Source organism: Streptomyces sp. bgisy159, assembly GCF_057707805.1.
On sequence record NZ_JBYIQX010000042.1, the window covers coordinates 44,837 to 64,485 of the forward strand.

The following is a 19,649-nucleotide window of genomic DNA, read 5'->3' on the forward strand; positions in this document are numbered from 1 at the left end:
CCTCGATCGCCGCCCAGCCGGGCAGTCAGTCAAGCCGCTCCTCGGCCGTCTCCCACCCGGTGGTCAGCCTCGCCGGCCACGCCGCTCCTCGGCCGTCTCCCCCGAGGGACCGCTCGCGCGGCCCGCCGGGGCGGCGGTCACGCTCCGCGCTCCAGCAACAGCAGCGCCACGTCGTCCGTCAGCTCGCCCCCGTTGAGTTCGCGGACCTCCTGCACCGCCGCCTGCAGCAGTTCCTCGCCCCGCAGGCCCTCGCCCAGCTGCCGCCGGATCATCTCGACCATGCCGTCCTGGCCCAGCCGGTCCCGCGACCCCTCGCCGACCCGGCCCTCGATCAGCCCGTCGGTGTACAGCAGCAGGCTCCACTCGGCGCCCAGCTCCACCTGCATCCGCGGCCAGCGGGCCCCGGGCAGCAGACCCAGCGCCGGACCGTTGTTCTCGTACGGCAGCAGCCGCGCCGGCCGGCCCGGTCCCGCCACGAGCGGCGCGGGGTGGCCCGCCAGGCACAGCCCGGCCCGGCGTCCGTCCGGCGCGATGTCGACCGTGCACAGCGTCGCGAAGATCTCCTCGTCGCCCCGCTCGTGCTCCAGCACCTCCTGCAGCGTGCTCAGCAGCTCGTCGCCGCACAGCCCCGCCAGGGTCAGCGCACGCCACGCGATCCGCAGCTCCACGCCGAGCGCCGCCTCGTCCGGGCCGTGGCCGCAGACATCGCCGATCATGGCGTGCACGGTCCCGTCGGGGGTGCGCACGGTGTCGTAGAAGTCGCCGCCGAGCAGCGCGCGCGAACGGCCGGGCCGGTAGCGCGCGGCGAACCGCAGCGGGGACCCCTCCAGCAGTGGCGTGGGCAGCAGGCCCCGCTCCAGGCGGGCGTTCTCCTGGGCGCGCAGCTTTCCCTCGGCCAGGCGCCGCTCGGCGGAGTCGGAGCGCTTGCGCTCCACCGCGTACCGGATGGCCCGGCTCAGCAGCCGGCCGTCCAGCTCGTCGCGGAAGAGGTAGTCCTGGGCGCCGACGCGCACGGCCTCTGCCCCGCGCTCGGCGTCGCCGGACGCGGTGAGCGCCAGCACGGCGTGCCGGGGCGCGAGCCGCAGCACCTCCTTGAGCACGGCGAGCTCGTCCGCGTCGTCCTGCGCGCGGCCGGGCGCGGGCAGCGCCAGGTCGAGCAGGATGCAGTGCACGTCGTCGGTGAGCAGCCGCTCCGCCTCCGTGAGGTTGCGGGCGGTGCGCACGCGGATCGGCTTGCCGGCCGAGTCCAGCAGATCCGGGACGACGGGCGCGGCGGCCGGGTCGTCCTGGATCAGCAGGAGCGTGAGGTTGGTGTGGGCGGTGTCGGACGCGCCTGTTCCGTTGGGAGTGATGTTGTTCTCGACCTCGACCGCCTGACCACTCTCCACGACGGGGATCGCTCTCTGCCGCGGTATGGGTACGGGCATCGTTTCGGGTTCCTTCCCTCCCCCCGAGGGCATGGTGGGAGCGAGGGACCTCGACCCACCGACGGGGACCATAGCCGTTGTGTGCGCCGCAGCGGAATGGTGTGCGGCACGCTGCTTGATCTCAGGCCCGTGTCATATGCCGCGTTCCCTACCGCAGTTGGGCACCCCGCCGCCCCCGAGGGGATGACGAAGGTCACGTCCGGGCGGCGTTTGGCGGCCGGTTGGGGTGCGCTGGGTCACGTGGCGGCCATCACGAATCCGGCAAGTCCGACTCGTTCCGCACCCTCCCGGGTGCCCGCCGTCCCATGTGCTCAACGGCCCTCCGCCTCACGCGTCCGGCCGCACCACTCCCAGGATCGGCATGGAGCCGGCGCCCGCCAGCGTGACGTTCCGTCCCGGCCGGGGCGCGTGGATGATCGCCCCGTCGCCGACGTACATCGCCACATGGCTGGCGTCCTTGAAGTAGATGATCAGGTCGCCGGGGCGCATGTCCTTGACGTCGACGTGCCTGAGCTGTCGCCACTGCTCCTGTGAGGTGCGCGGGATGCCGTGCCCCGCGCTGGCCCACGCCTGCGAGGTGAGCCCCGAGCAGTCGAACGACTTCGGGCCCTCGGCGCCCCATACGTACGGCTTCCCCACCTGCTCGGTGGCGAACTTCACCGCCCGCTCGCCCTGCGCGCTCGCCTTGCCCCGCACGCCGGTGAGGACGCCGGTGCCGAGCCACGTGGTCTGTGCCTGCCGCGCCGCCTCGGCCTCCAGCCGGGCGAGGCGTTCCTTCTCCTCCTGCTCCAGCTCGGACTCCAGCTTCTTCGCCGCCGCGATCTGCTGCTCGACGCGCTTCTGCGCCGTGGCCTTGGCCTTGCGGTTGGTCTCCAGCTTCTGCCACTGGGCGGTGGCGTCCTTGGCGTACTGCTCCAAGTCCTGCTGGACCTGTGTCAGTTCGCCGAGCATGTCCTTGGTCGCCTTGTGGCCCTGCCGCACCCGGCCGGTGCCGTCGAGGAACTGCCCCGGGTTGTCGCTGAGCAGTAGCCGGGCCTCGTCGGGCAGTCCGCCGGTGCGGTACTGGGAGCGGGCAGCGGCGCCGGCCCGCTCCTTCAACTCGGCGAGCCGGTCCCGGCCTTCGACGATCTTCCGGGCCAGTGCGACGATCTGCGCCGACTGCTGCTCGGCGGCCTCCTCGGCGGCGTTGTAGGCGTCGGTGGCGACCGCGGCATCGTGGTAGAGCGCGTCGAGCTTGGCGCGTACGGCCTGCAGGTCCTTGTCCGGCGCGAGGGTCCGGGGTGTCGCGGAGGGGGCCCCGGTGGCGCCTGGGGTCGACGGCGAGGTGGCGGCCGGAGGGGACGCGGGGCCTGTCGGCTCGGGGCTTCTCGCGAACGCGGTCCCCGGCACCGCCAGGACCGTGACCGCGCAGACCACGGTCACGGCCACCGCGAGCATGCCGCGCCTGCCCGTACCCGTACCCATACAGCCCCCCCCAACTGATTAACCGTCAGTAACTTCTGGACGTCTGGGGGATCGTGCCATGCCGCGCCGGAAAACGACAGAGGTGATGCCGCCCCCCCGCTTCTGTGACGAAGGAGAGGGGGAGATCGTTCCGCCCCGGCTCCGGGGCCTCCGGCGGCTCCTCGACCAGGCAGACGGCCCCGCTCAGCTCCGGGGCGCCAACGCCTCCCACCGCACGGTCACTTCTCCCTGCCGCCACCGTGCCGGGCCGTCCGTCACCGGCCAGTCGGCCGTCAGCTCGCGCACCGCCCGGATCCAGCGCTGCCGGGCGCCGTACGAGGCGTAGGGCGCGGCGGCCGCCCAGGCGCGGTCGAAGTCACGCAGGAAGGCGTGGACCGGCTCCCCGGGCACGTTGCGGTGGATCAGCGCCTTGGGGAGCCGTTCCGCCAGGTCGGACGGGCGCTCCAGGGAGCCCAGCCGGGTCGCGAAGGTCACCGTGCGCGGTCCCTGCGGGCCGAGCGCCACCCACACGTGCCGCCGGCCGATCTCGTCGCACGTGCCCTCCACCAGCAGGCCGCCGCCCGAGCCCGCCACCGGGTCGGCCGGCGCCAGCCGCGCGCACAGCCGCTGCCACACGGCGGCCACCTGGTCCTCGTCGTACTGGCGCAGCACGTTGGCGGCGCGCACCAGGTGCGGCCGTCCGGGGAGGGGGATCTCGAAGCCGCCGTGCCGGAAGACCAGCCCGTCGCGCTCGTAGGGGCGGGCGGCCGCCACGCGCGCGGGGTCGATCTCGATGCCCACCACGCGCGTGTGGGGCGCGGTGGCGCGCAGCCGGGTGAGGAGTTCCACGGCTGTCCAGGGGGCGGCCCCGTAGCCGAGGTCGACGGCGACGGGCGCGGCGGCCCGCCGCAGCTCGGCGCCGTGCGTCGCGGCGATCCAGCGGTCCATCCGCCGCAGCCGGTTCGGGTTGGTCGTCCCGCGCGTGACGGTGCCCACGGGGCGGGCGGCGGGGCGGGAGGGCATGCCTACGAGGGTATGCGTCCGCGCGCGGCCGGGGCCGGATCGGGTCCGGGCCGGGGCCTCTGGTGACTGCAAGCCGCCCGCGTGTGGCCCGCACGGCGCCCGCGCCCGCCCGCAAGCGGCCCGCACGGAGCGCACCACCCGTGCGCACCACCCGCGCGCATCACCCGCGCGCATCACCCGCGCGGAGCGCACGCGCGGGGCGCACGGGCTCCGCACGCGCTCCGCGCGGGTCCCGAGCAGGACGGAGGCCGCCCGACGCCGTCACCCCATCGAACGGTTGAGCGACAGACGGTAATCGTTCGGCAAAAACCGGCCGCCCGGAAATCCGGCCGGAATGGGAATGACTCGCTCCGGTGTTGCCACCCGTGGAGGAGCACCCTCCTGTCCGGCCTGCCCGCCCGCAGCAAGGAGGAACGCCACGTGAGCCAGTACGTCAGCAGGCTCGGGCGCCGCTCCCCGGCCACCCCCTCCCGCCTGCGGCTGCCGCACCGCAGGCCACGCCGCGTCGCCATGCTCTCCGTGCACACCTCCCCCCTGCACCAGCCGGGCACCGGCGACGCCGGCGGCATGAACGTCTACATCGTGGAACTCGCGCAGCGCCTCGCCGCGATCAACATCGAGGTCGAGATCTTCACCCGGGCCACCACCGGAGACCTCCCGCCCTCCGTTCAGATGGCCCCCGGCGTGCTCGTGCGGCACGTCGACGCCGGCCCTTACGAGGGCCTGGCCAAGGAGGACCTCCCCGCCCAGCTGTGCGCCTTCACCCACGGCGTGATGCAGGCGTGGGCCGGCCACCGCCCCGGCCACTACGACCTGGTCCACTCCCACTACTGGCTCTCCGGCCACGTCGGCTGGCTCGCCGCCCAGCGCTGGGGCGTCCCGCTCGTGCACGCCATGCACACGATGGCCAAGGTCAAGAACGCCAACCTGGCCGCCGGTGACCGGCCCGAACCGCCCGCCCGCGTCATCGGCGAGACCCAGATCGTCGACGCCGCCGACCGCCTCATCGCCAACACCTCCGACGAGGCCGACGAACTCGTCCGGCACTACTCCGCCGACCCCGGCAAGGTCGCCGTCGTCCATCCCGGCGTCAACCTCGACCGGTTCCGCCCCGGCGACGGCCGCGCCGCCGCCCGCGCCCGCCTGGACCTGCCGCAGGACGCCCTGATTCCTCTCTTCGCGGGCCGCATCCAGCCCCTGAAGGCGCCCGACGTGCTGCTGCGCTCCGTCGCCGTGCTCCTGGACGAGCGGCCCGAGCTGCGCTCCCGCATCGTCGTCCCCGTCGTGGGCGGTCCCAGCGGCAGCGGCCTCGCCAAGCCGGAGGGCCTGCAGAAGCTCGCCGCGCGGCTCGGGATCGCCGACGTCGTACGGTTCCGCCCGCCGGTCGGGCAGCAGCAGCTCGCGGACTGGTTCCGGGCCGCGTCCGTGCTCGTCGTGCCCTCCTACAGCGAGTCCTTCGGCCTCGTCGCCATAGAGGCGCAGGCCGCGGGGACACCGGTTCTGGCCTCCTCCGTCGGGGGCCTGCCCGTGGCGGTGCGCGACGGCGAGACAGGCTTCCTCGTCCAGGGGCACGACCCGGTGCCGTACGCGCGCGTGCTGGCCCGTTTCGCCGACGAGCCGCACCTGACGGACCGTATGGGCGCCGCTGCCGCCCGGCACGCGCAGTCCTTCGGCTGGGACACCGCGGCCGCCGCCACCGCCGAGGTGTACACGGCCGCGCTGCACGCCCACCGCCGTCGCGTACGCTCGCAGCATGGCTGATGCACACAAGGTCATCGAGTCCGCCCTCAAGGACGCCGAACTGGCCTGGGAGAGTCCCGAGCCCGGCACCTACGTCGTCACCCTTCCCGGCACCCGCAAGCTGTCGACCACGGTGTCGCTCCGCGTCGGCCGCCACTCCCTGTCGCTCAACGCCTTCGTCGTCCGGCACCCCGACGAGAACGAGGCGGGCGTCCACCGCTGGCTCCTGGAGCGCAACCTCAAGCTGTACGGCGTGAGTTACGCCGTCGACCGGCTCGGCGACGTGTACGTCACCGCCCGCCTCCCGCTCGCCTCCGTGACCGCCGACGAGGTCGACCGCCTGCTCGGCCAGGTCCTGGAGGCGGCCGACGGGGCCTTCAACACCCTGCTGGAGCTGGGGTTCGCCTCCGCGATCCGCAAGGAGTACGCCTGGCGCACGTCGCGCGGGGAGTCCACGCGCAACCTGGAGGCGTTCAGCCACCTGACCCGCGACGCCGCTCCGCGGCCGGCGGGGGAGTGACCACCGGTACCGGGCCGGGGCGCCGCAGCACGTCGTAGCCGACGAAGGTGAACATCCGCCGTCCCCGCGCGAGCGGTCCGCCCGGCCCCGTGTACCGGTGCGCGCCGACGCCGTACGGCACGTCCGGCCCCGACACCCACAGTGCCTCGAAGTCGCGTTCCTTGAGCCAGTCGCACACCCCGGTGTCGTAGTGCCGGGTCCGCGTCCACACCAGGACGCCGCCCGGCCGGCACAGCCGGGTGCAGTGGTCGAACGTGGTGCGCACGTCGGCGTCGGTGATGTTGCCGAGCACCCCGCACAGCAGGACGAGATCGGCGGGGGCGAGGTCCGCGTACGCGTCCGTCGCGGCGGCGTCCCCGGCGACGACCTCGACGCCCTCCAGCCCCGCCCCGGCCGCGAGCCGCCGCGCCACGGCGACGTTGCGCTCGTCCAGCTCGACCAGGCGGGCCCGCACGTCGCCGCCCCTGGGATGCCGGGCCAGTACGCCGATCAGGTCCCGACCCTGCCCCGCGCACACACTCACCGCCGTGAGCGGCCCGGCCGGAGCCTCGTCGAGTGCGTCGGCTATCCGCCGCTGGACGAGCGCGAGACGCCTGCTGAGGTAGGAGCCGGGTGCGTCGTACGCCTGGTGCCACTCGTGCCAGTCCACGGGGCATCCATTTCCGGCGCCGGGGGTGGTTACGCGTCGGGCTGGGCGGGGGGTTGGTCGGGGCGCTTGGCGACGAAGGAGCCGAGGCCGACCTCGGCGCGGATGAGCCCCTCCGCCTTGAGGTGGGCCAGTACCTTCTGCGCCGTCGATGCCGCGACACCGAACTCCGAGGCCAGCTCGACGACGGACGGCACCCGCGCTCCCACCGGGTAGGTGCCGTCCGCGATGCGTGTCTCTACGGCCGCGGCGACCTGCCGCCAGACGGGTCGCGTCCGGTCAAGTTCTGGGCTCATGCAGTGGACGCTAAAACTCTGCGGTAGACCGCGCGACCGCGGTAGACTGCGGTAGACCGACCCGGAAAAGCGGGACCCCCGCGACGGAGAGCAGCCGTCCGGGGGCCGCGTGAACGAGCCCCGCCCGCTGCCGTGGACCGGCGCCGAAGGCAAAGCCTGCTACCTGATCGCCGACGACGACGACGGCACCGGCCCGGTGTCCCGCCTGGCGGACACGACGGAGACCGTCCAACTGGAGATGGGCAGCCAACTCCTCTCCCCCGCGCGGGACATGCTCCCCCGCACCCCACAGCCCGGCGAACTCCGCTTCCTGGCCGAGCGCCTCACCGAGGCCCTGGCGGACGCCCTCCGGGTCGCGGAGAGCCGGGGCCGACGCCTGAACCGCCCGGACCGACGGGAGCCGACGGCTTCTGCGGCGCCCGGTACCGTCCCGGCGTCACCCCCACCACCTTCCGGAAGTGCCGGGTGAGATGGGCCTGGTCGTAGAAGCCGGCGGCGGTGGCGACCTCGCCCGGCGGAAGCCCGTCGAGCAGGCACCGCCGGGCGAGGTCGACGCGACGGGACGTCAGGTACTGGTGCGGGGGGATGCCGTACGCGGCGCTGAACGCCCGTACCAGGTGGGCGGGGTGGGCGTGGACGAGCCGCGCGGCCTCCGCCAGGGTGATCCCGTCCGGCACGCGCGCGTCGAGGAGTTCGCGCAGGCGGCGGGCGAGGACGGGGTCACGGGGCGGCGTGGTACGCCGGGCGGGCCGAAGGCTGTCGCGCAGGCGTTCCGCGACGAGCGTCAGCCGGCTCTCCGCCTCCAGTTCGCCACCGGGCCGCGCGAGCGCGGTGTGAAGCTGCCCCACGCGTCGACGCAGCAGGGGGTCCCGCAGGTCGGGCCGGTCGACCGCCGCCCCGACGAGGTACTCGCCGAGGACCCCGGTGTCCAGGTACACCACCCGCTTGCGGAACCCGTCCGGGGTCGCGGGGGAGCCGTTGTGGGGGACGTGCGGCGGCAGCAGGGTGACCGTGTCGTGCGGGGTGCCGTGCTCATGGCGGTCCAGGTCGTAGCGCACGGCGCCGGCGTCGACGATCAGCAGGGTCCAGGCGTCGTGGACGTGCATCGGGTAGGCGTGCTCGGTGAAGCGCGCGTGGAAGACCTCGGTGACGCCCGGCACGCGCGGACGCCACGCGGTGACTTCCTGCCGGGCGGCCATGCAAAAAACGTACAAGACGGGGTCGTACGCCGGTCGGCAGTCTCACCGTATGAACGCTGAACCCCTGCCTGGTGAGCCCGGCCCCGCCGAACGCACCCCCGTCCGCTTCGACACGAAGATCGCCGTCCTGCTGCGGGCGGACCTGGAGTCGTGGCAGCGCCTCAACGTGACCGCGTTCCTCGTCAGCGGACTCGGCACGGCGGCCCCCGAGGTGGTCGGGGAGCCGTACGAGGACGGCGACGGCGTCCCCTACCTGCCGATGTTCCGCCAGCCGGTGCTGGTGTTCGAGGGCGACAAGGAGACGCTGTCGACGGCCCACGCGCGCGTGCTGGCCCGTTCGCTCCCGCGCGCGGTGTTCACCTCCGACCTCTTCGCGACCGGCGACGACCGGGACAACCGGGCGGCGGTACGGGCCGTGCCGACGGCGGAGCTGGATCTGGTGGGGCTCGCGGTGTACGGGCCGCGCAACGCGGTGGACAAGGTGCTCAAGGGCGCGCGGATGCATCCGTGACGGGGGCGGCTTCGGCGCCGACCGCGCCGTCGGGTGCCGCTGCGACTGGTGCCGTGGCGACGGGTGCCACGCCGTCGGCTGCCGTGCCGTCGGGAGCCGAACCGCCATGGCCGTGCAGGCCGCGCATCAGCACGGCGTACCCGACCCCCGCCACCGTGCCCACGACGGCACACATGCCCCACAGCCAGGCGCCGCCGAAGCGGTCGATGACGAAGCCGGACATCAGCGGCGCGACCAGGGAGGCGACGGCCCACGACAGCGTGTACATGCCCTGGTAGCGGCCGCGCCCCCGCACCGGCGAGAGCCGGACCACCAGCCCCGTCTGCGTCGGCGCGTTGACGATCTCGGCGAGGGTCCACACGCAGACGGTGAGCATGAAGACGCCGACCGACCCGGCGAACGCGGTGAGCCCGAAGCCGTACCCGGCGAGCAGCGCCGACACCACGAGCAGCCGTCCCGGGTCGCGGTGCTCGATGAACCGGGTGACGGGGATCTGCAGCACGACGATGAGCACGCCGTTGACGGCGATGGCCACGCCGTAGTCGGCGGGACTGAACCCGGCCTCGCCCATGGCGATCGGCAGGCCGACCGCCCCCTGCTGGAAGATCAGCGCGATGAGGAACGAAAGCCCCACGACCCCCATGAACCGCCCGTCGCGCAGCACGGTCCCCAGCCGTACGGAGTCCTCCTCGGCCTTCTCCTTCTCGGTCTCCGGCCGGGACTCGGGCACCTTGAGGAACACCACGAGCGCGCAGACCAGCGTCATGCCGGCCTCGATGAGGAACCCGGCGAGATAACTGACCTGGGCGATGAAGCCGGCGGCGGCGGAGGAGACGGCGAAGCCCAGGTTGATCGCCCAGTAGTTCAACGAGAACGCGCGGACCCGGTCCTCCGGCCGGACGATGTCCGCCATCATCGCCTGCACCGCCGGCCGGGAGGCGTTGGAGGCCGCGCCGACCAGGCAGGCGACGGCGGCGATGGCGACGGGGTCGCGGACGACGCCGAGCAGCGCCACGGACAACGCGGTCGCCAGCTGGGCGATCAGCAGCGTCGGCCGCCGCCCGAGCCGGTCCGCCATGACCCCGCCGGCCAGCGAGGAGACGACCCCGCCGAGCCCGTGCAGTGAGGCGACCAGACCGGCGTACGAGGCGGAGTAGCCGCGTCCGACGGTGAGGTACAGCGCCATGAAGGTGGCGACGAAAGCGCCGAGCCGGTTGACCAGCGTGCTGGTCCACAGCCACCAGAACTCCCGGGGCAGCCCGGACACGGACTCCCGGGCCGCTCGTCTGAGACCGGCGACGGACATGTGACCCCCGATGTGACTGCGATGTAAGTACCCACAAGGCAGGACACAAATTACAAGCGGCATCGGGGAGCAGCCACTCGATTAACAATCCCTGCCAAGCGTCCGCTGGGCGGGCAGCGGCGCCTCCACCCCAAACCCTTGGATTACGCTCAGACACATGGCCGACGCACCGTACAAGCTCATCCTCCTCCGCCACGGCGAGAGCGAGTGGAACGCGAAGAACCTGTTCACCGGCTGGGTGGACGTCAACCTCAACGAGAAGGGCGAGAAGGAGGCGACCCGCGGCGGCGAGCTGCTCAAGGACGCCGGCCTGCTGCCCGACGTGGTCCACACCTCGCTCCAGAAGCGCGCGATCCGCACCGCCCAGCTCGCTCTGGAGGCCGCCGACCGCCACTGGATCCCGGTCCACCGCTCCTGGCGCCTGAACGAGCGCCACTACGGCGCCCTGCAGGGCAAGGACAAGGCGCAGACCCTCGCCGAGTTCGGCGAGGAGCAGTTCATGCTGTGGCGCCGCTCCTACGACACCCCGCCGCCCCCGCTCGAGGACGGCGCCGAGTTCTCGCAGTCGGACGACGCGCGCTACGCGACCATCCCGCCGGAGCTGCGCCCCCGCACCGAGTGCCTCAAGGACGTCGTCAACCGCATGCTGCCGTACTGGTACGACGGCATCGTCCCCGACCTCCTGACCGGCCGCGTCGTCCTCGTCGCCGCCCACGGCAACTCGCTGCGCGCCCTCGTCAAGCACCTCGACGGCATCTCCGACGCGGACATCGCCGGCCTCAACATCCCCACCGGCATCCCCCTCCTCTACAACCTCGACGCCGACTTCAAGCCGGTCACCCCCGGCGGCAAGTACCTCGACCCGGAGGCGGCCGCGGCGGCGATCGAGGCGGTCAAGAACCAGGGCAAGAAGAAGTAAGCCCACAGTTTTAAGCCCCCGACCTGCGACTTCTTCGCGGGGCGGGGGCTTCTTGGTGGTGCTGGGCCGTCTCTGGGCCGTCAGGTGCTGGAGGGGTCCGACCGGGCCGTGTCGAAGACGGCGGCGACCGCCTTGCGGGTGCGCTCCTGGCTCGACGGCATGAGGTGGGCGTACACGCGGAGCGTCAGGCCGGGGTCCGAGTGCCCCAGGTACTCGGCGAGAGCCTTGATGTTCTCTCCTGCGTCCAGGAGCACCGAGGCGTAGAAGTGGCGGAGCGCGTGCATGCCGTTCTCGCGGGACTCGGCGTAGGACTGGCCGGGCTTCCGCTCGGGGATCACCCCGGCCGAGGCGAGTGCACGCTTCCACACCTCTTCGTTGAGGGAGGTGCGCCAGACGTGCCCGCCGCGCGGTCCGGTGAAGATCAACCGCTTGGTCACTGGAGGCCCGTCCGCCACCTTCCACGGCAAGGTGATCTCTACCGGCGGGAATCGCTTCATGTGGGCCCGAAGTGCTTCAGCGACCGGACCGGGGAGCGGTACGTCCCGGAGCTTGCCGCCCTTCGGCGGGGCGAACACGGGCTTGCTGCGGCTCAGCTTGAGCTGCTGGACCACGTGGAGAGTGTCCGAAGCGAAGTCGATCGCGTCGACGGCGACGCCGAGGATTTCGCCCTGCCGGAGCCCACAGCCGCCTCCCAGGTCGACCATCGCTTGGTACCGCTCGGGCATGCCGGCGCGGACGGCGAAGACCCGTTCCGGCGTCCAAGGGACGATGCGCCTGTTGTCCACGGTGGGCGGCCGGACCGATCGAGCAGCGCACGGATTCCGGGCAAGGTGCCCGTCATCCACGGCTGCGCTCAGAGCCGCCCGCACATTGGAGTAGATCGTCCGGGCGTACGAGCCACGTACGCCGTTCTCCTGGAGCTGTCTCACCCAGTCACGGATGTGAGCAGGCTGGAAGGACCCAAGAGGACGCGACCCCAGGTAGGGGTAGGCGTGCAAGCGAAGCTGCGACTCCATTGACGCCTGCGTGTTCGGGTCCGGCGCGTGGGTCACCCACTTCTCGCTGTACTGCTGGAAGGTGATCCGGGCCGCGCGGGGGTCGATGTACTGGCCCCGCGCCATGTCGGTCTCGGTCTGCGAGAGCCACTGTTCGGCAAGCCGCTTCTGACGGTCGGGGAAACTCTTGGACTTCTCGGTGCCGTCCGGGCCGATGTAGCGGGCGCGGTAGCGCATGCCCGTGCCATAGCGGTCGGTCTTGACTTTGCGAGTCTTGCCGTCCGGCCCCTTCTCTTCCTTGTACCAGCGGTCTTGGATGTGTCCAGCCATCAGGCAGCGGCCCCCTTGAGCTGGGACTCCACCCAGGCGCGGACGTCGTCCGGGTCGAAGCGGAGATGCCGGCCGACCCGGAATCCGCGCGGACCCGTGCGCTTGCGGCGCCACTGGTAGACCGTCTCGACGCTCGGCAGCTCGAACATCTCCACCAGGTCGTCAGGAGTCAGGAACCGCGTGGGCAAGGCGCGCGGTGCGGCGGCTACTTCGGCCGACACGCGGCGTCGATCAGCCATGGGTGGGTTCTCCTTCCGTTCCGGGAGCGGGTTCGAGGGATGCGGCGAGCCAGGCTTCGACGTCGGAGAGGCCGGTGCCGGCGAAGACCCAGTGGGCGAGGACGTACGTCGTCTCGGTGGTGGGTCCGTTGGCGCCTGCCTGTGCTCGCCGCCATTCGGCGCGGGCGTCGCGGAGGGCGCCGAGGGTGGTGGAGTAGCGGCGGGACTTGGTGGAGAAGTGGCCGCGGAAGCCGAGCATGTGGGCCCAGGCGCGCAGGCGGAGGTGTTCGAGGTCCTTGCGGGCGCCGAGGGTCCAGGCGGTGCGGATGAGGCGGCGGGCGTGGTCGCTGATGTCGAGCTGGGCCAGTTCGGCGGCGAACTTCAGTGGCCGGTCGAGGGCGCCCGTCGCGGTTTCGGCGCCCTTGGTGGCGTACTTGGCGATGTAGGCGGCGACGGCTCGCTCGGTCAGTTCCTGGCCGTCGTTGAAGTCGGCGGAGCGGATCGGGCGGACGTCGAGCTGGCTGCCGAAGGCAAAGGTGTGGGCGCGGCCGTCGATGACCGGGCCGTCGACGCGGACCTTGGCTGCGGCGGCCCGGATGGCGTCGGTCAGCAGGTCTGCCGTTGCCCAGCTCGGGGGCGGGGTGTCGCCGCCGCCGGGGCCGTCGAGGCGGATGACCGCATGGAAGTGGACTGCTCCGCGCTTCTGGTACTCGGCGACCTTGGCGAAGGAGACGCGGGCGTGGTCGCGCAGGCACCGTTGGGTCAGGCCCGCACGCTTGGCGACCTCCCGGCGGAGGTAGGTCGAGAAGCGCCGCCAGAGGGTGCCCGCGTGCGCGTTCCAGAGGACGGCGGCTTCGTAGTCGTAGGTGTCCGGGTCGAGGGGGGTGCCGAGGGCGGGGTCGTCCTGGTCGTGGTGGGTGCCGCAGCGGCAGGGGCGGCCGTCGGTGCGGCGGTTGTGGACGGGGCCGAAGCCGGGGGCGGTGAAGGTGGCGAAGACGCGTGGGTGGGTGGCGACGTGTTCGGGGGTTCCCTTGCCGCCCCGGAGTCCGGCGGTGATCAGGTGGAAGGTGTCGCGGCGGTAGACCTCTGCGCAGGCCGCACATCGGGTGGTCCGGCGGTTGTTGCAGCGGACGAGGAGTTGGCCGGCGGGGAGGGCGGAGGAGTCGAGGTGCTGGAGGACTCGGCCGATCTCGCCGGTCGTGGTGTCGATGTCGTACTCGGTGCGGTGGCCGTCGAGGCGGATGGGGTTGGTGCAGCCGCCGAGCCCGGAGAGCTGCCGGAGGATGCCCGGCAGGGTGCCGTGTTGGGCGAGTCTGCTGAGTTCCGGGAGCGGGGGCGGGGTGGTGCGGGTGAAGATGGCTGTCTCCTTCTGGCTGGATCGGTCAGGAGGGATGGGCCCTGGGGCGGCCGGATGCTTGGCGGTGTCATGGCCGCCCCAGGGGTCGGCGCGGTTCAGCGCCGTTTGTGCTCGCGCAGCAGGGAGCGCAGGACCACGGCGGCGATCTCCTTATCTACTCGTCTAGTCATGTGAGCCGTTTATGACGTCCACGCCGGAGCGCGTGCCGGATTCGATGGCGGGGGCGAGGAAGGTGTGCGAGAGCCAGAAGCCGAACAGGGTGATCAGGACGACGATCCAGGGGCGGACGCCGAGGAACTTGACCGCTCCCCAGGCGAAGAAGCCGAGGACGGCGACGAGCGGCAGGCTGACGGTCACGGTGTGCGGGTCCTCTCAGCGGATGGGGCAGCGGTGGGTGCGGGCGGCGAGTTCGGCGGCGGCGCGGCTGTCGTAGTCGGCGGAGAAGCCGCAGCGCGGGGCGGTGCAGGCGGCGGTGTGCTTCTCGCGGCCCCGGTGGTCGTAGGCGGTGCCGACCTGGACGGGGCCGATGCGGGTGACGTTGTGAAATCGCCTGGGTGCGGGCATGGTCAGCCCTCCTGTTGCAGGCTGGGGCCGGGGAACTCGCGCAGGATTCGGGCGGTTTCCTCGGCGTCCGAGGTCCGGTCGGCGGCTTCTTCGGCGAGGAGTCGAGCGAGTGTCGTCCGACCGGTCGCGGCCATCTCGCGGGCCGCTTCGAGGTAGTCAGCGGCTGTGTTGAAGCAGAGAGGCATGTCTTTCCTTGGTGGTCAGGTGAGCTGGGCGGCGATGGCTTCGGCCAGGGGGGCCGGGACGCCGAGGCGGGCGCGGAGGGTCGGGGTGTCGATCGGGGTACCGGTGCGGGTGCGGTGTTCGGCGGCGACCTTGCGTGCGTGATCGACCAGGGCGGCCGGTACGGGGACGGACGGGGATGCCGGGCGCGCTTCGATGGCGGCGGGTTGGGCGGGCGGTTCGGCGGCCGTTTCGGTCTCGGTCTCGTCCGCCTGGTCGTCGTTGGCCGCGCCGTCCTGGGCCGTCTTGGGTGCCGTGTGTGCGAGGAGGGTGCCGCCGAGGAAGGCGATGGCGGGCCAGCCCGCGACGAGGATGCGCAGCCAGGCCGGGACGTTGCCGAGGCCGAGGAGGCCGGCTGTGGCGACGTTGGCGCCGAGGGAGGCGGCGAGGGCGATGACGAACCAGCACCAAGCGGCGGCTTTGGTGTTGCCGGAGCGCAGTCGGCGCCAGGCGGCGACGAGAAGGAGGTCGACGCTGATCGGGTAGGCCCACGCTTTCCATCCGTCCTGTCCGGCCGCCATGGCGACGTCGTGGAGGTGGGCGAAGGACAGGGCGGCGGCGATGAGCGCCTGGACCAACACCGCGTCGACGCGGGTCAGGTGGGCGCGCATGATGCGGCTCCTTTTCGGTTTCGGGCATGGGAGGGGTAGGGACGTGGCGCGAGGTGGTCACGCCGAGCGGGGTGAGGGGTGGGGTGGAGGTCAGTCGGTGACCGGTCGCGGCAGGACGACCGGGGCGGGAGTCTCGGCGGGGCGTGCGGGCACGTCGGGCCGGAAGGGCTTGAGCGCGGGCAGGTCCGGGACCAGGTGGGCCGACTCGCGGCAGGTCTCGGCGGCGGCGCCGAGGGAGAGGTACGGGGTGCGGATGCGGGACCAGCCGCCGGAGGTGTCGCCCGCGACGGCGAGGCCCGGCCGTTCGGCGGGGATGGCGCAGGCGGCCATGACCGCTTCGGGGGCGATGTCGCCGAGGGCCATCTTGGCGGATGCTTCGTCGTTGACGCGGTGGCAGACCCGGCCGGTGAGCTGGGCGCGGAGCATGGTTGCGCCCTTGCCGAGTTCGGCGCCGAAGCGCTGTCCGCACACCTCCAGGTAGATGCCGGCCGCGCGGCCGAGCTGGGCGAGCCGGATGAGCTGGGTGACCATCTCATCCCGCCGTTCCTCGTCCTTGCGGGTGGCGGTGAGGAAGAGTTCCGCCACCTCGTCCACGAACAGGACGACGGGCACGGGCCGTTCACTGTCGGGCAGGCCCCAGATGTCGGAGGTGATCTCCTCGTCCGGGGTGCCGGGGGCGATGCCCTGCCGGGCCTTGATCAGGTCGTATCGGTCCTCCATTTCCTTGACCAGCGCGGGCAGCAGTTCGGCCGCCTCGTCGGGGTCGGTGGCGAGCGCCGAGAGGCGGGGTGCGAACGGCGCCAGCTCGACGCCCCGCTTGCAGTCGATGCCGACCAGGGCGACGGGCTGCGGGGCGAGTCCGGCGATGAGGTGGCGCAGGTACATGGACTTGCCCGACAGGGTGGCGCCGAGGGTGAGCTGATGGGGAACGGTCCGGTAGTCGCGTACGAAGGGAGTGGCGTCCTCCCGAAGCGCGACCGGCACCTTGAGGAACCCGCCGCCGGTCTTGCGCGGCATGCGCACTTTTCGCAGCACGTCGAAGCCGACGAGCCGCAGTTCGACCACACCGGGCTTGACGGGGTGGACGTAGACGGCGTGGACGCCCCAGGCGTGCCGCAGCCGTTCGGCCGAGGCGGCGATGTCGGCGGGTTCCTGCCCCGGAGCGAGGCGGAGCCGCAGCCGCAGGCCGGTCGAGGTGGGGCGGATGATGCCCCGCCGGGGCGGGACGGGCCGGATCTCCCGCCGGGTGGTGGCTTTGACGGCGAGGACCCGCAGCCGGGACGGTGCCACGGTCAGGCCGCAGGCTTCCATGACGGAGGCGTACGAGCTGAGGAGGCGGACGGTGGATATCGGACCGCCGACCGTGGACCAGTAGAGGCCCGGGTGGTTGGCCCGGGCGTAGGCGGCCCCGCCGCCGAGCGCGGCGAGGGGACCACCCACTTCCAGGAACGTCGTCAGCTCGGTCATCAGGCGGTGGCCCCCATGGCGGCCGGGAAGGCGGCCGGGGTGACGGCGGCGGCCCGGTAGGCGATGCCGTGCCGCTGCTGCCCGTTGAACACCGACTCCCACGGCCGGGCGATCAGCCCCGGCAGCGAGACGGGCGAGCCGAGGACCAGGCCCTCGGAGACACCGCCCTCGGGGACGGTGACCTTGATGAGCGAGGACTCGCCTTCCTCGATGTAGACGACGCCGATCGTCATCAGCGCCTCACCGCTGACGGCGTCCTTGGCGATCTCACCGGTCTGCCGGTCGCGGATCTTCGGCTCCGGGGCCTCGGTGAGGAGGATCGTGGCGGCGGAGGTCTCAACGCGGATGGTGCGCAAGGCACACGCTCCTATCTACTCGTCTATACATGTAGCGATCCGTGAACCCGATCTTGCGGGCTCACGGCGATCACCTTGCCACACAACTTGCCCACTCGTCTATACGAGTATGCCTGTTGGGGTGTACGAGTTCGGAGAAGCGTCCCCGCGCACCACCGCCGCTCACGCGATCACGTCGCCGGGAGCTGGTACGACAGCACGTACGCGTCAGCCGCCATCACGGTGTCGCACACCTCAACAGCCCGGCCCTCGGTGTCGAAGGCGGTCCGGATCAGGTGGATCACTGGCACGCCGGAGGCCAGGTGCAGCGTCTTGACCTCGGCGGGCGAGGGCATCCGGGCGCGGATCTCCTCCTCGAAGTGGTCGAGGCGGTGACCCAGCTCTTCGAGTCGGGCGTAGATGCCGCCGGGGCCGGGGTTGGGTTCGGCGATCTGCGTACCGCGCGCGATGTCGAGCGGAAGGTAGGAGGTGGCGAACTCGACGGGCCGCCCGTCGAGCAGGTACCGGCGCCGCCGGGCGAGCACCCGCCGTACGGAGCCGAGCCGGGTGGAGATGTCCTGACTGGCCTTCTCTTCCTTCACCTCAAGACTGTCGACCTTGGGGTGACTGCCGGCCGCGTCGGCCTCCACGATGAACGCGGACTTGCCCTGCTCGCGGTGGCGCCGGGCGAACCGGTCGGAGGCCAGCCGCCGCACGGGGGGCCGGGGCCGGACGAAGACGCCCTTGCCGTGCTCGGCGTGCACCAGGCCCTCGCCCTGGAGGACGGAGAAGGAGTTCCGGACGGTCATCCGGGACACCCCGTAATGCTCGACAAGCTCAGCTTCCGAGGGCAGCTTCTCACCCTCGCTGAATCGCCCACGGTCGATGGCCTCACGCAGCTGGTCGGCGATCTGCCGGAAGACCGCACGATCGCTCGTGGGGTCGAGATCACCGAGCAGGCCCGAAGGAAGGGCAGGGCTCACGTGTGTACTCCTTTAGGTATCTAGACGAGTGGGCGAGTCTTGTTGCTACGGTGGAGAGCCTAGCCATCCGAGAGGGCCGAGGAACGTGAGCACAGAACGCCCGCACTCCGTCAGCGTCGCCGGAGTCGTCATAGACGACCACGGCCGGGCCCTCCTGATCCAGCGCCGGGACAACGGCAAGTGGGAACCGCCGGGCGGTGTCCTCGAACGCGAGGAGACCATCCCCGAAGCCCTGCAACGCGAAGTCCTCGAAGAGACCGGCATCAAGATCGCACTTCCCGCGACCCTCACCGGCGTCTACAAGAACATGACGGGCCTGATCGTCTCCCTGGTCTTCCGCTGCCAGGCCGCCGACGGCACGCCCACCACCGGAAGCGAGACCCGCGCACTGCGCTGGGCCACCCGCGACGAAGTCACCGAGCTTGCCGACGAGGCGTACGCCATCCGCGTCCTGGACGCGATGGACGCGGCGTCCCCGCCGGCCGTCCGCGCCCACGACGGCGTGAAACTCGTCTAGCCCGAACCCGCTGCACATGGCGGCCTACCAGCACGAAGGAACTTGTATGCACGAGTATACGAGCCGGGCCCGGGCCTGGGGGCTCAGTTGCCCAGGATTCCCCGAAGAGGTCAGCCGGGCCCGCCGCTGGACCCGCGACATCCTGCGCGGCTCCCCGTTAGCCGAAGACGCCGAACTGATCGTGAGCGAGCTGAGCGCGAACGCGATCCTCCACACCGCCAGCGGTCGGGAACACGGCAGCTTCCACCTGGCCGTCGCCGTCTCGGCACAGGTGGTCGCAGTCTCCGTGACGGACGACGGCGGCACGGGCACCGCCCCCAAGGCCGAGCACCAGGACCACGACGCCGAACACGGCCGGGGCCTGGGCATGGTCAGCGCCCTCGCACACCGCGTCGTCATCCACGACAGCGACCACGGCCACACGGTCACCGCGGAACTGTTCTCCGGGCCCCAGCGGGGAGGCCACCCGTGCTGATGAAGGAACTCCGACGCGGCTACTGGTGCGAGTGCTGGACAGAAGACCTCACCGAACAACGACGGCCGGCACTGCTCGCATCCCTCGACGCCTACACGGCACCCCAGGCAGACCGCTGGGTAGCAGTCACCCTCCGCACAATCTCCCCGGCCCTCGACGCAGACGCGTCCGACGCCGCATGGGAATGGCTGTACGACGGCCGCATCGAGACGCGACGAGCCCTGTTGCGCTCGGAGCCCTGCACGGTGTCAGTGACCCACGAGGACACTCGCATCACCTGGACGATCCGACCCGTGATCTACCTGCCGATGGCCCACCGCCAAGAGGTTGCACTCCCGAGTTGCGCTCACGACTTCAAGCCCCACGCGTCCGACTGAGTTACAACTTTCTTTACGACTTCAAGTGCGGCTCGCTCCGCTCCCCGCGCGCGGCCCGGCCCCCGGCCGGGCCTGCGCTCATGTCTCCGCCCCGCTCCAGCCCGGCCGGCGCCCGAGCCGCGTGCACAGAGACCAGCCACCTGACGTCAGAGAAGGGGTACGTCGCAG

At 72.0% G+C, this 19,649-nt stretch carries 24 protein-coding genes; 7 read left to right on the forward strand and 17 right to left on the reverse strand.

Features of this window, described 5'->3' with window-relative positions; all coding sequences use genetic code 11:
- Window positions 1–137: 137 nt before the first annotated feature.
- The 3 genes from AC3ET3_RS29345 to AC3ET3_RS29355 form a co-directional block, all read right to left on the reverse strand.
- Window positions 138–1,427, reverse strand: coding sequence for a PP2C family protein-serine/threonine phosphatase (locus AC3ET3_RS29345; RefSeq protein ID WP_432139421.1), 1,290 nt, complete (start codon window positions 1,425–1,427; stop codon window positions 138–140).
- A 327-nt stretch (window positions 1,428–1,754) separates the two neighbouring features.
- Entirely contained in the window at window positions 1,755–2,891 is a 1,137-nt protein-coding gene (locus AC3ET3_RS29350; protein ID WP_432139420.1) for a C40 family peptidase, read from the reverse strand.
- A gap of 183 nt (window positions 2,892–3,074) precedes the next feature.
- Window positions 3,075–3,893, reverse strand: coding sequence for a class I SAM-dependent methyltransferase (locus AC3ET3_RS29355; protein WP_432139419.1), 819 nt, complete (start codon window positions 3,891–3,893; stop codon window positions 3,075–3,077).
- Window positions 3,894–4,313: 420 nt separating this feature from the next.
- Here AC3ET3_RS29355 and mshA point away from each other — a divergent pair, with 420 nt between their 5' ends.
- The gene (gene mshA, locus AC3ET3_RS29360; RefSeq protein ID WP_432139418.1) at window positions 4,314–5,654 is read left to right on the forward strand and encodes a D-inositol-3-phosphate glycosyltransferase; all 1,341 of its coding nucleotides are present in this window, start codon (window positions 4,314–4,316) and stop codon (window positions 5,652–5,654) included.
- Window positions 5,647–6,153, forward strand: coding sequence for a type III secretion system chaperone family protein (locus AC3ET3_RS29365; RefSeq protein ID WP_432139417.1), 507 nt, complete (start codon window positions 5,647–5,649; stop codon window positions 6,151–6,153). Before mshA ends, AC3ET3_RS29365 begins: the two co-directional genes overlap by 8 nt.
- Here the strand turns inward: AC3ET3_RS29365 and AC3ET3_RS29370 are convergent.
- The 3 genes from AC3ET3_RS29370 to AC3ET3_RS29380 form a co-directional block, all read right to left on the reverse strand.
- On the reverse strand, window positions 6,107–6,802 hold the full coding sequence (locus AC3ET3_RS29370) for a methyltransferase domain-containing protein (RefSeq protein ID WP_435613182.1): 696 nt from the start codon (window positions 6,800–6,802) through the stop codon (window positions 6,107–6,109). The two genes, AC3ET3_RS29365 and AC3ET3_RS29370, sit on opposite strands and share 47 nt — an antisense overlap.
- A gap of 29 nt (window positions 6,803–6,831) precedes the next feature.
- Window positions 6,832–7,095 carry a GntR family transcriptional regulator gene (locus tag AC3ET3_RS29375; RefSeq protein WP_435613183.1) on the reverse strand — a complete coding sequence of 88 codons (264 nt, stop codon included), beginning with the start codon at window positions 7,093–7,095 and terminating at the stop codon, window positions 6,832–6,834.
- A 323-nt stretch (window positions 7,096–7,418) separates the two neighbouring features.
- Complete coding sequence (locus AC3ET3_RS29380) at window positions 7,419–8,294, reverse strand: helix-turn-helix transcriptional regulator (protein WP_435613184.1); 876 nt, start codon at window positions 8,292–8,294, stop codon at window positions 7,419–7,421.
- A gap of 49 nt (window positions 8,295–8,343) precedes the next feature.
- Between AC3ET3_RS29380 and AC3ET3_RS29385 the strand changes: the two genes are divergently transcribed.
- Window positions 8,344–8,805: a DUF2000 family protein gene (locus AC3ET3_RS29385; protein ID WP_435613185.1), complete on the forward strand. Its 462-nt coding sequence runs from the start codon at window positions 8,344–8,346 to the stop codon at window positions 8,803–8,805.
- Here the strand turns inward: AC3ET3_RS29385 and AC3ET3_RS29390 are convergent.
- A complete protein-coding gene (locus AC3ET3_RS29390; RefSeq protein WP_432139412.1) occupies window positions 8,780–10,111 on the reverse strand; it encodes an MDR family MFS transporter in 1,332 nt (443 codons plus the stop codon). The genes AC3ET3_RS29385 and AC3ET3_RS29390 overlap by 26 nt on opposite strands.
- Window positions 10,112–10,268: 157 nt before the next feature.
- Here AC3ET3_RS29390 and AC3ET3_RS29395 point away from each other — a divergent pair, with 157 nt between their 5' ends.
- The gene (locus AC3ET3_RS29395; protein WP_432139411.1) at window positions 10,269–11,030 is read left to right on the forward strand and encodes a phosphoglyceromutase; all 762 of its coding nucleotides are present in this window, start codon (window positions 10,269–10,271) and stop codon (window positions 11,028–11,030) included.
- An 80-nt stretch (window positions 11,031–11,110) separates the two neighbouring features.
- Here the strand turns inward: AC3ET3_RS29395 and AC3ET3_RS29400 are convergent, their stop codons facing one another.
- From AC3ET3_RS29400 to AC3ET3_RS29445, 10 genes are all read right to left on the reverse strand, one after another.
- Entirely contained in the window at window positions 11,111–12,355 is a 1,245-nt protein-coding gene (locus AC3ET3_RS29400) for a tyrosine-type recombinase/integrase (RefSeq protein WP_432139410.1), read from the reverse strand.
- Window positions 12,355–12,594: a helix-turn-helix transcriptional regulator gene (locus AC3ET3_RS29405; RefSeq protein WP_432139409.1), complete on the reverse strand. Its 240-nt coding sequence runs from the start codon at window positions 12,592–12,594 to the stop codon at window positions 12,355–12,357. The genes AC3ET3_RS29400 and AC3ET3_RS29405 overlap by 1 nt, the downstream gene beginning before the upstream one ends.
- Window positions 12,587–13,867, reverse strand: coding sequence for a replication initiator (locus tag AC3ET3_RS29410; protein ID WP_432139457.1), 1,281 nt, complete (start codon window positions 13,865–13,867; stop codon window positions 12,587–12,589). The genes AC3ET3_RS29405 and AC3ET3_RS29410 overlap by 8 nt, the downstream gene beginning before the upstream one ends.
- A 225-nt stretch (window positions 13,868–14,092) precedes the next feature.
- Entirely contained in the window at window positions 14,093–14,287 is a 195-nt protein-coding gene (locus AC3ET3_RS29415; protein ID WP_432139408.1) for a hypothetical protein, read from the reverse strand.
- Between the two features lie 15 nt (window positions 14,288–14,302).
- A complete protein-coding gene (locus tag AC3ET3_RS29420; protein ID WP_432139407.1) occupies window positions 14,303–14,494 on the reverse strand; it encodes a mobile element transfer protein in 192 nt (63 codons plus the stop codon).
- A gap of 2 nt (window positions 14,495–14,496) precedes the next feature.
- Complete coding sequence (locus tag AC3ET3_RS29425) at window positions 14,497–14,679, reverse strand: hypothetical protein (RefSeq protein WP_432139406.1); 183 nt, start codon at window positions 14,677–14,679, stop codon at window positions 14,497–14,499.
- A gap of 15 nt (window positions 14,680–14,694) precedes the next feature.
- Window positions 14,695–15,327: a DUF2637 domain-containing protein gene (locus tag AC3ET3_RS29430; RefSeq protein ID WP_432139405.1), complete on the reverse strand. Its 633-nt coding sequence runs from the start codon at window positions 15,325–15,327 to the stop codon at window positions 14,695–14,697.
- 90 nt (window positions 15,328–15,417) lie between these two features.
- A complete protein-coding gene (locus tag AC3ET3_RS29435) occupies window positions 15,418–16,794 on the reverse strand; it encodes an FtsK/SpoIIIE domain-containing protein (RefSeq protein ID WP_432139404.1) in 1,377 nt (458 codons plus the stop codon).
- Complete coding sequence (locus AC3ET3_RS29440; protein ID WP_432139403.1) at window positions 16,794–17,150, reverse strand: SCO3933 family regulatory protein; 357 nt, start codon at window positions 17,148–17,150, stop codon at window positions 16,794–16,796. The genes AC3ET3_RS29435 and AC3ET3_RS29440 overlap by 1 nt, the downstream gene beginning before the upstream one ends.
- Window positions 17,151–17,320: 170 nt before the next feature.
- Window positions 17,321–18,112, reverse strand: coding sequence for a GntR family transcriptional regulator (locus AC3ET3_RS29445; RefSeq protein ID WP_432139402.1), 792 nt, complete (start codon window positions 18,110–18,112; stop codon window positions 17,321–17,323).
- An 85-nt stretch (window positions 18,113–18,197) separates the two neighbouring features.
- On the opposite strand from AC3ET3_RS29445, the gene AC3ET3_RS29450 reads away from it, so the two are divergent.
- From AC3ET3_RS29450 to AC3ET3_RS29460, 3 genes are read left to right on the forward strand one after another with little or no spacing between them, the layout of a single operon-like run.
- Entirely contained in the window at window positions 18,198–18,629 is a 432-nt protein-coding gene (locus tag AC3ET3_RS29450) for an NUDIX hydrolase (protein WP_432139401.1), read from the forward strand.
- 46 nt (window positions 18,630–18,675) lie between these two features.
- On the forward strand, window positions 18,676–19,104 hold the full coding sequence (locus AC3ET3_RS29455; RefSeq protein WP_432139400.1) for an ATP-binding protein: 429 nt from the start codon (window positions 18,676–18,678) through the stop codon (window positions 19,102–19,104).
- Window positions 19,104–19,481, forward strand: a complete 378-nt coding sequence (locus AC3ET3_RS29460; protein WP_432139456.1) for a hypothetical protein — start codon at window positions 19,104–19,106, stop codon at window positions 19,479–19,481. The genes AC3ET3_RS29455 and AC3ET3_RS29460 overlap by 1 nt, the downstream gene beginning before the upstream one ends.
- Window positions 19,482–19,649: the final 168 nt, after the last annotated feature.